This window comes from Tersicoccus sp. Bi-70 (assembly GCF_001968825.1).
In the GTDB taxonomy this organism is placed as follows: Bacteria; Actinomycetota; Actinomycetes; order Actinomycetales; family Micrococcaceae; genus Tersicoccus.
This window is the reverse complement of sequence record NZ_MIEU01000011.1, coordinates 434,265-449,695: the sequence shown is the minus strand read 5'-3', so window position 1 is coordinate 449,695 and position 15,431 is coordinate 434,265. Positions and strand designations below refer to the sequence as shown.

Genomic DNA, 15,431 nt, shown 5'->3' with positions numbered 1-15,431 from the left:
GTCAGCCCCCCAGGTAGGCGCGACGGATCTCGTCCTTGCCCGCCAGCTCGGCCGAGGTCCCGGTCAGCACGCTCCGGCCGGTCTCGAGCACGGTCGCGGTGTCGACGAGGGTGAACGCGAGGTTGGCGTTCTGCTCGACGACGAGCATCGCGATGCCCGACTCGACGCGCAGCCGGCGGATGGCCGCGTACACGGTCTTCGCGGTCCCCGGTGCCAGCCCGAGGGATGCCTCGTCCAGCAGCAGCAGGCGGGGCCGGGCCATGAAGGCGCGCCCCACGGCGAGCATCTGCTGCTCACCACCGGAGAGGGCCGCGGCGCGGGAGCCGATCCGCTCCCGCAGCTGTGGGAAGAGCTCGAGGCAGTAGTCGACGTCGGCGGCGATCTGACGGCGGTCCCGGCGCCGGTAGGCGCCCACCGCGAGGTTCTCCCGCACGCTCAGCTGCGCGAGGGTGCCGCGCCCCTCGGGCACGTGGGCGATGCCGAGCGCCGCTACCTGTTCGGGACGCAGCCCCCGGATGCTCCGGCCGTCGAACCGGATGCTGCCGCCGGTGCGGACGGCCCCGCTGATGGCGCGCAGGGTGGTGGTCTTTCCGGCGCCGTTCGCGCCCAGCACACCGACGGCGCCCCCCTCCGGCACGGACAGGGAGATCCCGTCCAGCACCTGGACCGGTCCGTACGACGCCGTGACGCCGTCGAGCTCAAGCAGCGTCATCGGCCGCGTCCTTCCCGAGATAGGCCTCGATGACCCGCGGGTCGGCCTGGGCCTGCGCGGCGGTGCCCTCCATCAGCTTGCTCCCGTGATCGAGGACGACGACGCGGTCCGTCAGGGCCGAGATGAGCCCCATGTGGTGCTCGACGATGACCACGGTGATGTCCTGCTCGTCCCGGATCCGCCGTACCGAGGTGATCAGCTGGTCGACCTCCCCGTGGGAGAGGCCGGCGGCGGGCTCGTCCAGCAGCAGCAGCGAGGGCCGCGACAGCAGGGCCCGCCACAGCTCGATGCCCTTGTGCAGACCGTGGGAGAGCTCGTCGGCCGGCAGGTGCGCGGCCCAGCCCAGGCCCGCGCCGTCGAGCATCGTCAGCGCCTCCTCGCGGATGTCGCGCTCGGCCCGCGCCGTCGACGGCAGGCCGAGCGCCCACCAGACCGGTCCACCGGGCAGCCGGGTGTGGCCGCCGAGGAGGACGTTGTCCAGCACGGTCGCGTTCAGCCGCAGCGCGGGGTGCTGGAAGGTGCGGGAGAGCCCGAGCCGCGCGAGGCGCGACGGCGGGCTGCCCACCACCTCGGTGCCGTCGATGGTGATGGAGCCGCCGGAGGGCCGATAGTGACCGCTGATGCAGTTGAACAGCGACGTCTTGCCCGCACCGTTGGGACCCACGAGACCGAGGATCACGCCGGGCTCGACGTCGAAGCTCACCCCCGAGAGCACCTTGACGCCGCCGAACTGCAGGCTGACGTCGTCAAGGCTCAGGCCTGCGGCCATCCTCGCACCTCATTCTTGCGCCGTTGCATGGACTGTGCACGGGTCTGACATGGCGGAATCCGCCCCCCGGTGCCCTGACCGTACGGAGTAGGCAACGAGATTGTCAACGATTTTGCAAGACGTGTTCGCGATGAGGATCGCAGGCGGCTCCTCCGGCCCGCCGGCTCACCGCGCCGCGGTGCGCCAGCCGCCCTGGTACTCGGTCCGCGCGGTCACCGAGTAGGGGGTGGGGCTCACGACGGCGCGCACGCTGATCTGCTCGTGCGGCTCGACGGTGGCCTTGCCCGATCCGCCGTCCGGCTCGCCCCACACCACGCGCACCTCGGTGCCGATCGGCACGTCGGCGTCCACCGTCGCGAGCGAGAGTCCGCGGCGCTCGTTGGCGGTCACGCCGGTGAACAGGGACAGGCCGACGTTCGTCCCGTCCGCGTCGACGACGGCGTCGTAGTTCGAGGAGCCGTAGTTGGCATTCGGCAGGTCGAAGAACTGGTAGCCGGGGCGGTCGCGGTCCAGGAACGACGCCCAGATCGACGCGAGGTCCTCGTCGTTCCAGGCGAGGGTCACCTTGCGGCGCTGCGCGGCCGGGTCGATCGCCTCGAGCGCGTCCCGGCCGATGAAGTCGTGGTCGAACTTGACGAACGAGCCGTAGCCGAGCTCCCACGGGTTGAGGTAGTAGTCCTCGATGTTCGTCGAGACGAAGGAACCGGCCAGCGCGTTGCCGGCCTCGTAGCTGGCGGCCGGCAGCCACTGCCGGTAGGCCCGCTCGCCCTCCCCGGTGTAGACGGCGGGCAGCGGCGAGGGGATCCAGCCGGACTCGAGCGTGTTGGACGAGTAGGCGCGGGAACCGCAGGGCTCGATGCCGAACTCGGCGCCGGCGGTCAGGACGGCGTCGCGGATCGCGCCGTGCTGCGCATACGGGCCCCAGATCTCCAGGCCGGGCGCGCCGGCCATGCCGTGGCGCAGCGTGTGCACCGCGTTACCGGCGATCGTCGTCTGCCCCATCCGGAAGAACTTGACCTTCTCCACCGGGCCGCCGGCCAGCTTCTCGATGATCTGCCAGGCGTTGGGCCCCTGGATCTGGAACCGGTAGTACTCCCGCTCGACCGCGGCGCCGTAGGGCCGGGACGGGGAGCGGTCGTCGTAGCGGACCTCGACGTCGTAGCCGCCCGTCTCGGCGTGGAACTGCAGCCAGTTGGCCACCGGCGCGCGGCCGACGAAGACGTACTCGTCCTCGGCCTCGTGGAAGAGGATCCCGTCGCCGATCACGCCGCCGTTGGAGGCGACGGGCACGAACTGCTTCGCGGTGTCCACGGGGAAGTCCGCGAAGCTGTTGATCCCGGTCTCCGAGAGCAGCCGCAGCGCGTCGGGCCCCTTGAGGAAGAAGTTGACCATGTGGTGTGACTGGTCGTAGAGCACGGCGGTCTCCCGCCAGGCCCGCTGCTCCCGCCGCCAGTTCGTGAACTCGGCGGGGACGACGGGGTAGATGTACGCGCCGACCTGCGAGTTCCGCAGCAGATCGACCGTGTTCCCCGCCGCGTCGAGCACGTCCTGGAGGTTCCTCGAAGCCATGGCGTCCTTCTCCTGTCGATCGGTCGCAGGCCGTGGCGAAGATCACCGCGGCATTGACGACGGAATTGGTGACAATAATGTAAGCGAAGCCTTGACCGGGCACCAGCGCCGTGGTTCGCTGACATCGATTCCCCCTGCCGCAGTTCCCCCGCGTCTTCAGAAGGGTCGACGATGACCTCCGAATCACTTGCCCGTGCGATCGACCGGGCCAGCAGCCCCGTCGAGCTCCTCCGCAACCAGGACTGGCCGGCCTTCACGTTCCCGGTGGCCCCCGAGTTCACGAACTGGCGCGACGAGCAGCGCGCCTGGAACACCTCCGTCGCCCTGATGGACCAGTCGCATCACATGACGCAGCTGTTCCTCGGAGGTTCCGACCTGATCGACCTGCTCGCCTCCATCTCGCCGAACACCTTCGCGACCTTCCGCCCGGGCGTGGCGAAGCAGCTGATCGCCGTGAACGCGGACGGCTACCTGATCGGCGACGGCATCCTCTTCTACCACCGTGCCGACGAACCCGAGGGCCTCGTGCTGATCGGGCACCACCTGCTGATCGACTGGGTGCGGTTCAACGTGGAGAAGGCCGCCGCCGAGGGCAGGGACGTCTCCCACCGTCTCGAGGCCAACTCGCACATGCGCCAGGGGCCGCCCACCTTCTACCGCTACGAACTGCAGGGCCCGCACGCCGATCGCGTGATGGAGAAGGTGTTCGGCGGCCCGGCCCCCGACATCAAGTTCTTCCACATCGGCGACGTGACGATCGCCGGCCGGCCGGTCAAGGCGCTGCGGCACGGCATGGCCGGGCAGCCCGGCTTCGAGTTCTACGGGCCGTGGGAGGACAACGAGACGGTGCTCGACGCGCTGATGGAGGCCGGCGAGGAGTTCGGGATCCGCCGGGTCGGCGCGAAGGCCTACTCCTCCTCTCCGCTGGAGTCGGGCTGGGTGCCCACCCCGTTCCCCGCCATCTTCGGCGAGGACCTGGCCGAGTACCGGGACTGGCTGCCCGCCGCCCGGGCCGGCTCGATCGGCGGCTCCCTGTACTCGACCGACGTCCACGACTTCTACCTGACGCCCTGGGACATCGGCCTGGGACGGTCCGTCCGGTTCGACCACGACTTCCACGGCCGGGCCGCCCTCGAGAAGCACGCCGAGAACCAGCGGCGGCACAAGGTCACGCTGATCTGGAACGCCGAGGACGTCGCCGCCGTCGTCCGCTCCCAGCTCGAGCCCGGCACCCCCGCCAAGTACCTCGACTTCCCGAAGGCCCGCTACGGGCTGTTCCAGATGGACGAGGTGGTCCGGGACGGCGCCCGCGTCGGCATCTCGACCGACGCCGGCTACGTCGCCCACGACCAGCTGTACATGTCGCTCGCCACCTTGGACGTGGACATCCCCGACGGCACGGAGGTCGAGGTCGTCTGGGGCGAGAACCCCGTCTCCCGCAAGGCCGGCGTCGACGCCGACCACCGGCAGGTCCACATCCGCGCGACGGTCGCGCCCGCCCCGTTCCACGAGTTCGCGCGCACCGTCTACCGCGCGAACGCCTGATCCGCCCCCAACCGCCCGCTCCCGAGGAGTGAAGGACCGATGACCGACACCACCCCCGCCCCCGCCGACACGTCGACGCCCGTCAGCACGGGCCTCTACATCGGCGGGGAGGCCCGCACCACGACCGACACCCTGACGGTGCCCGACCCGGGACGCCCCGGCGAGATCGTCGGGCACGCCGCCGCCGCGACCACGGCCGACGTCGACGACGCGATCGCCGCCGCGCGCTCCGCCCAGCCGGCCTGGGCCGCCCTGAGCGCCGCCGAGCGCGCCGACGCGATGCGGGCCGCGCTGGCCGGCATCGCCGAGGCCCGCGACGAGGACGCCGCGATCCTCTCCCGCGAGAACGGCAAGATCCGGATGGAGTCCTGGGTCGACTCGCTCGTCTTCGAGCTGCGGTGGAACCTCGCGCTCGAGCTGGCCGACGAGGTGGACGCGACGCGCACGCTCAGCCCCGCGCCCGGCATCCCCGTGACCACCACGGTCGCCCACCAGCCGCTCGGCGTCGTCACGGTCATCGTGCCGTTCAACTGGCCCATCGCGATCCTCGGCGCCGCCCTGCCGCACGCGCTGCTGGCCGGCAACACCGCCATCGTCAAGCCGCCGCCCTCGGCACCCCTGGCCACCACCCGGGTGGTCCAGCGGGTCGCCGAGCAGCTGCCGCCCGGCGTCCTGAACGTCGTCACCGGCCGGGACGCCGACATGTCCGCCCTGATCACCAGCCCGCACGTCGCCAAGGTCTGCTTCACCGGCAGCGTCGGCGGCGGGAAGAAGATCATGGAGCTCGCGTCGACGTCGCTGACGCGAGTGACGCTGGAACTGGGCGGCAACGACGCCGCGGTGGTCCTCGCGGACGCCGTCCTCGACGACACCCACCTGGACCGGCTGCACGCGGCGATCTTCGACACGACCGGCCAGATCTGCATGAACGCCAAGCGCATCCACGTGCACCGCTCCCGGCTCGAGGAGGTCGCGGCCGGGCTGGCCGCCCGCCTGGAGAAGACGGTGATCGGGTACGGGCTCGACGAGGGCACCACGATGGGCCCTCTTCATTCCTCGGCGCAGCAGGCGTTCGTGACCGAGCTGATCGAGGAGGCCCGGGCCGGCGGCGCGGACGTCCGCGAGTTCGGCACCCTCCCGACCGACCCGGCCCTGGCGGACGGGAACTTCCTGCGGCCGGCGATCGTCGTCGACCCGGACCCGGCCCTGCGGGTCGTGACCGAGGAGCAGTTCGGTCCGGTCATCCCCCTGCTGCCGTTCGACTCCGACGACGAGGCGGTCGCGGCCGCCAACGACACGTGGGCCGGCCTCGGCGGGTCCGTCTGGTCCGCCGATCCCGAGCACGCCCGCGCCATCGCGAACCGGCTGGCCTGCGGGTACGTGTGGATCAACGACCATGGCGCGACCCGGCTGGACCTGCGGGCCCCGTTCGGCGGCATGAAGCAGTCCGGTTTCGGCCGCGAGCAGGGCATCGACGGGATCCGCGCCTTCCAGGACACCCGTGCCGTCGCCGACCTCGACCCGGCCGCTCTCGCCGAGCATTGAGCCGAAATACCTCTGGACATTACCTATCGCCATAGTTACAGTCGTCACACGGGCGCATCGCGGCGCCCGGCGGAAAGGAGTCCCGATCGTGGCACGACCCGCATCGAACCCCGAGGCCTCCCTGCATCTGATCGAGGGCTTCTCCCTCGAGATGACCGGCAAGGACGTCCCCAGCCTGATGGAGGCGAAGGACCGCATCCCGGCCGGCACCCGGATCAACGTCACCTTCCTCGGCAACGAGGACCTGGACATGCGCGTCGCCGCGGCGAGCGCCGTGCGCGAGCACGGCTTCGTGCCGGTCCCGCACCTGTCCGCCCGTCGGCTGAAGTCCCGGGACGAGCTCGAGGAGTTCCTCGGCCGCCTGCAGGAGGTGGGCGCCTCCGAGCACGTGTTCACCATCGGTGGGGACCCCGCCACCCCCGAGGGTCCCTACGAGGACTCGCTCGCCGTGATCACCAGCGGTGTCCTGCAGCGCTACGGCGTCCGCGAGGTCGGCATCGGCGGCTACCCCGAGGGCCATCCCGACATCGCCGGGGACGCCCTCTCCGGCGCACTGCGCGACAAGGCGGCGGCGCTGAAGGACGCGGGGCTCGACGCCGTCGTCGTCACCCAGTTCGCCTTCGACATCGACCCGGTCGTCGCGTGGATCGACACGCTGCGCTCGGCCGGCATCGACGCCCCCGTCCGGGTGGGCACGCCCGGCCCGGCCGGCATCAAGCGGCTCCTGGGCTTCGCCCGGCGCTTCGGCGTGGGCGCCAACGCCATGATCGTCAAGAAGTACGGTTTCTCGCTGACCAACCTGATGGGCGAGGCCGGCCCCGATCGCTTCGTCGACGACCTGGCCGCCACGCTCGCGGAGCGCACCCCGGGCACCGGGCTGCCGGGCGAGGTGGGCCTGCACTTCTACACGTTCGGCGGCCTCGGCGCGACGGCGGACTGGGCCACCCGGTTCGCGACCGAGCGGTCCACCCAGAGCGCGGCCCAGCGGTCGGCGGGCGACCCGGCCGACCGGGGCTGAGCGCCGTGGCACCGCACACCGACGCCAACCGCGACGAGGCGTGCCTGATCGTGCACGGCCCCGACCGACCCGGCATCGTCGCCGCCGTCGCCGCGCTGATCACCCGCAACCAGGGCAACGTCGTCACCCTCGACCAGTACTCCTCCGATCCCAGCGGGGGCGACTTCTTCCAGCGGGTCGTCTTCAGCCGGCCCGGGCTGACCGTGGCCCTGCCCGACATCCAGGCGGACCTGGCGGAGACGCTCGACCCGCTGGGGCTGGCGTGGTCGCTCACGGACCGCTCCGTGCCCAAGCGGATGGCGATCATGGTCTCCACCTCTGACCACTGCCTGCTCGAGCTGCTCTGGCGGCACCGGCGCGGCGAGCTGCCCGTGACGATCCCGATGATCATCTCCAACCACACGAACACCGCGGAGGACGTGCGCGCGTTCGGCATCCCGTTCTTCCACGTGCCCGCGACCGGGCCCGACAAGAGCAAGGCGGAGGCGGAGATCGCGCGGCTGCTCGACGGCAACGTCGACTTCGTCGTGCTCGCCCGCTACATGCAGATCCTCTCGCCGGACTTCCTCGACGCCGTCGGCGTCCCGCTGATCAACATCCACCACTCGTTCCTGCCCGCGTTCATCGGCGCCGCGCCGTACCGCAAGGCGAAGGAGCGCGGGGTGAAGCTGATCGGCGCGACCGCCCACTACGTGACGAAGGACCTCGACGAGGGCCCGATCATCGAGCAGGACGTCGCCCGGGCCACCCACGCGTACTCCGCGGCCGATCTGCAGGCCCGAGGCGCCTACGTCGAACGCGCCGTCCTCTCCCGCGCCGTCCAGTGGCACGCGGAGGACCGCGTGATCCGGCACGGCAACCAGACCATCGTCTTCTGACCGTCTTTCCTGATCCCCTTCCAACGAGAGGAAAACCCGTGGCACCGAAGAATCTGCAGGACGTGCTCGACGCGTCCGCGAACCCCGTGGAGCTGCTGCGCACGTCGCAGATCGGCTCGTACATCTACCCCGTGGTCCCCGCGGACTTCCAGAACTGGATCAAGGAGCAGACCGCGTGGCGTGACACGGCGGTGCTGTACGACCAGTCGCACCACATGGACAACCTGTTCCTCAAGGGCCCCGACGCCATCAAGCTGATCTCCGCGACGGCGATCAACTCCACGGCGACCTTCCCCGTGAACAAGGCCAAGCAGTACGTGCCCACCACCGCCGCGGGGCACGTGATCGGCGACGGCATCCTCTTCCACGAGGCCGACGACGAGTACGTCTACGTGGGCCGCTCCCCCGCCGCCAACTGGCTGCTCTACCACGGCGAGACCGGCGGCTACCGGGACCTGGACATCACCGTGGACCGGCGCTCCCCCTCCCGGCCGTACGGCCACGAGGTGAACCGCCGCTACTACCGCTTCCAGATCCAGGGCCCGAACGCGTGGCCGGTGATCGAGAAGCTCAACGGCGGCCCGGTCGAGCAGCTGAAGTTCTTCACCATGGCCACCATGCAGATCGACGGCACCACCGTGCGGACCCTGCGTCACGGCATGGCCGGCGCCCCCGGCCTGGAGCTGTGGGGACCCTACGAGGACCACGACCGCATCCGCGACGCGATCGTCGCCGCCGGTGCCGAGTTCGGTCTCGTTCCGGTGGGCTCGCGCGCCTACCCGTCGAACACTCTCGAGTCGGGCTGGATCCCCTCCCCGCTGCCGGCCATCTACACCGGTGAGGCCGAGCGCGGTTACCGCGAGTGGCTGCCCGCCGACAGCTACGAGGCCACCGGCACCCTCGCCGGTTCCTTCGTGTCCGAGAACATCGAGGACTACTACCGGACCCCGTGGGAGCTCGGGTACGGCTCGTTCGTCAAGTTCGACCACGACTTCATCGGCCGGGACGCGCTCGAGAAGATCGACAAGGAGACCCAGCGCAAGAAGGTGACGCTGGCCTGGAACGCCGAGGACATGACGAAGCTCTTCGGCTCCCTGTTCGACGTCGACGGCCCGCACTACAAGTTCTTCGACCTGCCGCTGGCGAACTACGGGTCGGCGAACTACGACTCCGTGGTCGACGCGGACGGCACCGTCGTCGGGCAGTCCATGTTCACCGGGTACAGCGCGAACGAACGCCGGGCGCTCTCGCTCGCGACGGTCGACGCGAACGTGCCCGAGGGAACCGAGCTCTCCGTCATCTGGGGTGAGCCGAACGGCGGCACCTCGAAGGCCGCCGTCGAGCCGCACGAGCAGCTGCCGATCCGGGCCGTCGTGAGCCCGGTGCCGTACTCGACGGTCGCCCGCTCGTCGTACCAGGGCGGTTGGCGGACGAACTACCAGCCCGCCTAGGGTGGTGCTCACCCGCGAGGGGGCCGTTCGGCCCCCTCGCGCCGTGTGCCGCCGAAGGAGCCCACCCCGATGAGCCTGCGATACGCGCTGCTCGCGCTGCTGCGCGTCGGCCCGCTGACGGGCTACGACCTGCAGAAACAGTTCTCCGCGTCGGTGGGCCACGTGTGGCATGCCCCCGACTCGCAGATCTACCCCGAGCTGCGGAAGATGGAGTCCGAGGGTCTGGTGGCCGGGGAGGAACAGCCCCGCGGGGAGCGGGCCACCCGGCGCGTGTACCACGTGACGGACGACGGGGACCGGGCGTTCACCGACTGGATGCGCGCACCCATCCCCTACTCGCGCGTGCGGGACCCGGCACACCTGCGGGCCGCCTACCTGGAGACGACCACCCCGGAGTCGGCGCGGGCCTTCCTGCAGGCGCACATCGCGCAGTGGGAGGGCGAGATCGCCCGCTGGGAACGCGAACTGACCCGCATCGACGCGGTCGAGAATCCCATGCTCGCCCGGCGTATCGCCGTCACCGCCCCGCAGGACCGCGACCGCACGATCGCGTTCAAGCGCTTCGCCTACGAGGGACTGGTGGAGCGGGCGCGCGGTGAGGTCGCCTGGGGACGGCATGGCCTCGATCTGATGGACACCCTCGTCGCCGACGACGGCTCCTGGGCCGACGGAACGGCCCACTGAGCCGTCGGTTCCTCCGCTCGCGCATATCCGCCCCCTTCCGCACGGCGGTGATGGCCCTCGCGCGTGCCGCACCGTAGGTTGGTGCCGTCACACTTCGCACAGCGAATATCGGGGGAATACACATGAGTGAGTCAGACCTGCCTCCGGGAGCCCCGCGGCCCCTGCGCCCGGCCCTTCCGGAACGACCTCCGGCCGTCGAGACGGGCGGCTCGCCCGGACCCGCCGCCGCCGGCCCGTCCACACCCGGCCCGTCCGCTCCCGCGCACGGCGCTTCCACTCCCGCGAATGACGGATCCGCCCACGCCGTGGGCGGATCGACCGACGGGACCGCCACCACGTCAGCGCTGCCGACCGGCACCTCCGGGGTGCCGCGCGGCGGTGCCGGCATCGACCTGATCCGGCTGTGGACCGGCGCCGCGACCGGGGTCGTCGCGTACGTCGGCGTCCTGGTGTTCACGCTGCTGGCGATCGTGCTCGCCCTGCTCGGGGCGGCCGACCTGACCAGCTCCAGTGCGGCCGCATCGGCCGGCGCGAACGCGGTGGACCCGTGGTCCCTGCTGGTGCCGGGAGCGGTGCAGCTGATCGCGATGGCCCACCTCGGGACGCTGGGGGCGTCCGTCTCGGGGGCTCTGCCCTTCTTCGGCACCCTCGACGGATCGGCCGCGCTCTTCGCGGTCCCCCTCGCGGTGACCGCCGTGACGGCGCTCGCGGTCGCCCTCGTCAGTGCCCTGGCCGAGCGCTTCCGGCCGTCCGCCGGCCGCCTCCAGGCGGCGGTCCAGGCGGCCGTGACGGGCGTGGTGCTCAGCGCCCTCGTCAACACGGTGGCCGTTCTCGCCGGCATCACCCTGCCCTCGATCAGCACCTTCCGGGTCGACGGCGTGCACGCGGCCGGGTTCGTCCCGGTGATCGTCGCCTTCCTGCTCGGCACCGGTGCCGCCTGGGCGGGACGCCGGCTCGGCTCCCGTGGGCGGTGGGCCGCCGGGCCCGCGGCTGCGACGCCGACGGTTCCGGCCGACCAGCCCGTCGCCCCGGCGCGCGGCATGGTCACGGTCCCGGACCTGGTCGCCGCGGCTCGGGCCGTGCCCGCAGCCCTGCTCACCCACCTCGCCGTCGTCGTGGTCGTGGCCCTGCCGGTGCTCGTGCTGCTCTATGCCGTCGGGGGCCACCCCCAGGCGATCCTGAGCCTGCCGCTGACGCTGCTCAACCTCGCCGGCTACATCCTCGTCGCCGGACACCTGGGCCCGCTCCACCAGACCGCCCACGCGACCCAGCTCTCCTCCCGGTCCCGGTCCGGCACCGACACGGACCAGCTCCTCCAGGCGGTCGCCGGCATCGACGCGCTGAACATCCCGGCCTGGGCGGGGTGGTGCGCCGTGGTCCTCGCCGTCGTCGCGACCGTGCTCGCCGGCATCGTCCTCGGCCTGCGCCGGCCCTCCCGGGACGCGGCGGGCTGGCTGGTGACGCCCCTCGCCTGGGCGGCCGCCGGTGCTGTCGTGACCGTGCTGCTGGCCGCCACCGCCCGGGTCGACATCCGGGGCATCGCCTCGGCCGAGGGCGGGTTCGGTCCGTCGTGGTGGTTCGTCCTGATCTTTGCGGCGTGGGGCCTCGGGGTCGAACTGACCGCCCGGGTCCTCGCCCCCGTCGTCGCGCCCGCGCTCCCCGCCCGGCTGCGGCGCCTGCTCACGCCCCGCCCACGGGCGACGGCTCCCGGCGACCCCGCCGCCACGACCGACGCCGCCGGCGCCGGCGCCGAGACGACCGGTACCACGGCTCCGGTGGCCGCGGCCCGCACGCCGATGAGTCCGCGCGCGAAGCGCCGCGCCCTGATCCTCGGGGCGGTGGCCGGGGTGGTGGTGATCGCCCTGATCGCCGGGATAGTGATCACGAACGTGATCCGCGGCAACAACGGGCCCGACAAGCAGGTCACCGCGTATCTGCAGGCCCTGGTCGACGGTGATGCCGAGAAGGCCCTCTCCCTCGGCCACACCGATCTCTCGGCGGAGAAGCGCGTGCTGCTGACCAACGCCGTCTACCGCGCGGCGACCAACCGGATCGACGGCTTCACGATCCTGGGGACCGAGCATGCCGGGAACCGGGCGACGGTGCGGGCCGAACTGCGTCAGGGTGAGCGGACCCGCACGAAGACCTACGTCCTGGACAAGCGGGGCGGCGACCTGTTCGACGACCACTGGAGCCTCACGGCCGACGACACGGACACCGCCACGATCTCCGTCTCCGGGCAGAAGGACGCCAGGCCGAAGGTCAACGGCACGGAGGTCGCGGTGAAGACCAGCGCGTTCTCGAGCACGGCCCGGCTGAGCGCGGCGGTCCTGCCGGGGACCTACACGGTGAGCCTGCCGGGCGGGTCCACGTGGGTGGCCGCCGAGGACGCGACGATCGAGACGACGATCGACGGGGACGGGGACACCAGCGCGCGCCTCGAGCTGACCACCACCGACGCCTTCGCCACCGAGGTCGAACGCCAGGTCAAGGACAAGATCGCGGCGTGCGCGAAGTCGACCGACCTGGAACCGACGGGCTGCCCGTTCCGCGGTTACGCCTCCGGGGACACCCGCAAGGTGGTCTGGACGGTCTCCGACGCCCCGTCGATCCGGGTCAGCTCGATCGACAGCGGCTCGGGGTGGCGTTTCTACGCCACCGATCCCGCCGACGCGAAGGTCACCTACGAGGAGGACCAGTCCTTCGGGGACGAGAAGCCGAAGTGGACGAAGGAGTCCGACACGGACTCGTTCTACGTCTCCGGCAAGGCCTCGATCCAGGGCGACACGGTGACGGTGGACCTGAACGACTACTGATCTTCGACTGACCGGGCACCCGCCCGGTAGGAGACGACGGAGCGCCCGGACCCGGTGGGGTCCGGGCGCTCTGTCGTTGCTGGTGCGCTGTCCGGCGCCGGTTCAGAACGAGCGGCCCGTGAGCCGTTCGTACGCCTCGACGTAGCGGTCCCGGGTGGCGGCGACGACGACGTCGGGCAGGGCGGGGGGCGGGGTGTCCGACGCGCGGTCCCAGCCCGAGGCCGGGGAGGTGAGCCAGTCGCGGACGAACTGCTTGTCGAAACTCGGCTGCGGCCTGCCGGGCTCCCACGCCGCGGCGTCCCAGAACCGGGACGAGTCCGGGGTGAGCACCTCGTCGGCCAGCGTGATGGTGCCGTCGTGCACGTCCAGGCCGAACTCCACCTTGGTGTCGGCCAGGATGATGCCGCGCTCCCGAGCGATCAGCTCCGCGGTGCCGTACACGCGCAGCGTCAGTTCGCGGATCCGGTCGGCCACGTCGAACCCGACGGCCTCAACCGTCTGCTCGAACGTGATGTTCTCGTCGTGCTCCCCCACCTCGGCCTTCGCGGACGGGGTGTAGAGCGGGGTCTCGAGCCGCGATCCGTCGGTCAGGCCCGCGGGCAGCGGCAGCGAGCACACCGTCCCGGACCGCCGGTACTCCTCGAGCCCGGACCCGGTCAGGTAGCCGCGGGCGATGCACTCGATCGGGAACATCGTCAGGTTCCGGCAGATCATGGCGCGGCCGGCCACCTCCTCGGGGACCACCGTGGAGACGACGTGGTTCTCGATGTCGGCGAGCTGCTCGAACCACCACAGCGAGAGCTGGGTGAGCACCCGGCCCTTGTCGGGGATCGGGGTCGCGAGCACGTGGTCGTACGCGCTGATCCGGTCGGTCGCGACGACGAGCACGTGCCGTTCGGGCGTCAGCTGCGGGTCGCCGTCCCCGTCGCCGTCCTCGGGCACGGTCGGCACGTAGAGCTCGCGCACCTTGCCGGAGTACACGTGCGTCCAGCCGGGCACCTTCGGCGCCTGGGCCAGGCCGGTGCTCATACGGTCGTACCCATCGAGGGGATGATCGTGTCGGCACCGGCGGCGGGCTCGGTGGCCGCGCGGGACGGCCGCGGCGGACGCGCGGCGGCGGGCACCTCGATGGTGCCGGCGGCGGCCGTCGCGGCGATGTCCGTGCGGTACTGGCCGCCCTCGAGACGGATCCGCGCGATGCCGGCGTAGGCACGTTCCCGGGCGGCCTCGAGGCCCTCACCGCGGCCGACGACGGCGAGCACGCGACCGCCGGTGGCGATCACCTTGCCGTGCCCATCCTTGCCGGCGGCAGTGCCGGTGCCGGCGTGCAGCACGGTGACCGCGGGTTCGGCCGCGGCCTTCTTCAGCCCGTGCACCCGGTCCCCGGTGCGCGGGGACGCGGGGTACCCGTGGGCGGCGAGCACGACGGCGACCGCGCTCGCGGGCCGCCAGTGCAGCTGCTCGTCCTCGTCGAGCCGCCCCTTCGCGGCGTCGAGCAGGAGCGAGCCGAGCGGTGTCTTGAGCCGGGCCAGCACGGCCTGCGTCTCGGGGTCCCCGAAGCGGACGTTGAACTCGACCACGCGGATACCGCGCGGCGTGAGGGCCAGGCCGCAGTAGAGCACGCCGACGAACGGGGTGCCACGGGAGGCCATCTCGGCGAGCACGGGGTTCGCGACGCGGTCCATCACCTCGTCGACCAGGCCGGCCGGCGCCCAGTCCAGCGGGGTGTAGGCGCCCATGCCGCCCGTGTTGGGCCCCTCGTCGCCGTCGTGGATGCGCTTGAAGTCCTGCGCGGGGCTCAGGGGGATGCCGGTGCGGCCGTCGCAGAGCACGAACAGGGAGACCTCGGGACCGCGCAGGTACTCCTCGATCAGCACGGTGCTACCGGCGCGGAAGCACTCCTCGGCGTGGGCGAGCGCCGCGTCCCTGTCCTCGGTGACGACGACGCCCTTGCCGGCGGCGAGCCCGTCGTCCTTGACGACGTAGGGGGATCCGAAGGTGTCGAGGGCCTCGACGGTCTCCTCGCGGGTCGCGGCCACCCGGGCCATGGCGGTGGGGACGTTGGCCGCCGCCATCACCTCCTTGGCGAAGGCCTTGCTGCCCTCGAGCCGGGCCGCGGCGGCGGACGGACCGAAGACGGCGATCCCGGCCTCGCGCAGCGCGTCGCCGACGCCGGCGACGAGGGGGGCCTCGGGTCCGATCACGACGAGCTCGGTGCCGAGCCGGCGGGCGAGGTCGGTGACGGCCTGACCGTCGACGGCGTCGACCGGGTGGCAGGTCACCTCCTGCTCGATCCCGGCGTTGCCCGGCGCGGCGTGCAGTTCGGTGACGAACGGGTCGCCGGCCAGGGAGCGGACAAGGGCGTGTTCGCGGCCACCGGAGCCGAGCACGAGTACCTTCACAGTGCCCAAGGGTACGGGGACGGCCGGGCCCACCGCGATCCG

At 71.8% G+C, this 15,431-nt stretch carries 12 protein-coding genes; 7 read left to right on the top strand and 5 right to left on the bottom strand.

Going from position 1 to position 15,431, the window contains the following annotated elements:
- Position 1: 1 nt before the first annotated feature.
- The 3 genes from BGP79_RS08655 to BGP79_RS08645 form a co-directional block, all read right to left on the bottom strand.
- Complete coding sequence (locus BGP79_RS08655) at positions 2-712, bottom strand: ABC transporter ATP-binding protein (RefSeq protein WP_076694562.1); 711 nt, start codon at positions 710-712, stop codon at positions 2-4.
- Complete coding sequence (locus tag BGP79_RS08650; RefSeq protein ID WP_076694561.1) at positions 699-1,481, bottom strand: ABC transporter ATP-binding protein; 783 nt, start codon at positions 1,479-1,481, stop codon at positions 699-701. The genes BGP79_RS08655 and BGP79_RS08650 overlap by 14 nt, the downstream gene beginning before the upstream one ends.
- Before the next feature lie 165 nt (positions 1,482-1,646).
- Positions 1,647-3,050: an aminomethyltransferase family protein gene (locus tag BGP79_RS08645; RefSeq protein WP_076694559.1), complete on the bottom strand. Its 1,404-nt coding sequence runs from the start codon at positions 3,048-3,050 to the stop codon at positions 1,647-1,649.
- Positions 3,051-3,221: 171 nt separating this feature from the next.
- Between BGP79_RS08645 and BGP79_RS08640 the strand changes: the two genes are divergently transcribed.
- The 7 genes from BGP79_RS08640 (at position 3,222) to BGP79_RS08610 (ending at position 12,987) form a co-directional block, all read left to right on the top strand.
- Positions 3,222-4,595, top strand: a complete 1,374-nt coding sequence (locus BGP79_RS08640) for an aminomethyltransferase family protein (protein ID WP_076694558.1) — start codon at positions 3,222-3,224, stop codon at positions 4,593-4,595.
- A gap of 39 nt (positions 4,596-4,634) precedes the next feature.
- Positions 4,635-6,140: an aldehyde dehydrogenase family protein gene (locus tag BGP79_RS08635; protein WP_076694556.1), complete on the top strand. Its 1,506-nt coding sequence runs from the start codon at positions 4,635-4,637 to the stop codon at positions 6,138-6,140.
- 88 nt (positions 6,141-6,228) lie between these two features.
- Positions 6,229-7,158 carry a methylenetetrahydrofolate reductase gene (locus tag BGP79_RS08630; protein WP_076694555.1) on the top strand — a complete coding sequence of 310 codons (930 nt, stop codon included), beginning with the start codon at positions 6,229-6,231 and terminating at the stop codon, positions 7,156-7,158.
- A gap of 5 nt (positions 7,159-7,163) precedes the next feature.
- The gene (gene purU, locus BGP79_RS08625) at positions 7,164-8,036 is read left to right on the top strand and encodes a formyltetrahydrofolate deformylase (protein WP_076694553.1); all 873 of its coding nucleotides are present in this window, start codon (positions 7,164-7,166) and stop codon (positions 8,034-8,036) included.
- Between the two features lie 38 nt (positions 8,037-8,074).
- Positions 8,075-9,487, top strand: a complete 1,413-nt coding sequence (locus tag BGP79_RS08620; RefSeq protein ID WP_076694551.1) for an aminomethyltransferase family protein — start codon at positions 8,075-8,077, stop codon at positions 9,485-9,487.
- A 69-nt stretch (positions 9,488-9,556) separates the two neighbouring features.
- Positions 9,557-10,171: a PadR family transcriptional regulator gene (locus tag BGP79_RS08615; protein WP_076694550.1), complete on the top strand. Its 615-nt coding sequence runs from the start codon at positions 9,557-9,559 to the stop codon at positions 10,169-10,171.
- Between the two features lie 305 nt (positions 10,172-10,476).
- Positions 10,477-12,987 carry a hypothetical protein gene (locus BGP79_RS08610; protein ID WP_076694548.1) on the top strand — a complete coding sequence of 837 codons (2,511 nt, stop codon included), beginning with the start codon at positions 10,477-10,479 and terminating at the stop codon, positions 12,985-12,987.
- A 102-nt stretch (positions 12,988-13,089) separates the two neighbouring features.
- Here the strand turns inward: BGP79_RS08610 and BGP79_RS08605 are convergent, their stop codons facing one another.
- Complete coding sequence (locus BGP79_RS08605) at positions 13,090-14,016, bottom strand: phosphoribosylaminoimidazolesuccinocarboxamide synthase (protein WP_076694547.1); 927 nt, start codon at positions 14,014-14,016, stop codon at positions 13,090-13,092.
- Positions 14,013-15,389, bottom strand: a complete 1,377-nt coding sequence (gene purD, locus BGP79_RS08600) for a phosphoribosylamine--glycine ligase (protein WP_083701709.1) — start codon at positions 15,387-15,389, stop codon at positions 14,013-14,015. Before purD ends, BGP79_RS08605 begins: the two co-directional genes overlap by 4 nt.
- Positions 15,390-15,431: the final 42 nt, after the last annotated feature.

Coding starts and splice junctions, on each gene's coding strand:
- BGP79_RS08605 (WP_076694547.1), bottom strand. CDS start 14,016: ATGAGCACCGGCCTGGCCCAGGCGCCGAAGGTGCCCGGCTGGACGCAC.
- BGP79_RS08645 (WP_076694559.1), bottom strand. CDS start 3,050: ATGGCTTCGAGGAACCTCCAGGACGTGCTCGACGCGGCGGGGAACACG.
- BGP79_RS08615 (WP_076694550.1), top strand. CDS start 9,557: ATGAGCCTGCGATACGCGCTGCTCGCGCTGCTGCGCGTCGGCCCGCTG.
- BGP79_RS08650 (WP_076694561.1), bottom strand. CDS start 1,481: ATGGCCGCAGGCCTGAGCCTTGACGACGTCAGCCTGCAGTTCGGCGGC.
- BGP79_RS08640 (WP_076694558.1), top strand. CDS start 3,222: ATGACCTCCGAATCACTTGCCCGTGCGATCGACCGGGCCAGCAGCCCC.
- BGP79_RS08655 (WP_076694562.1), bottom strand. CDS start 712: ATGACGCTGCTTGAGCTCGACGGCGTCACGGCGTCGTACGGACCGGTC.
- BGP79_RS08635 (WP_076694556.1), top strand. CDS start 4,635: ATGACCGACACCACCCCCGCCCCCGCCGACACGTCGACGCCCGTCAGC.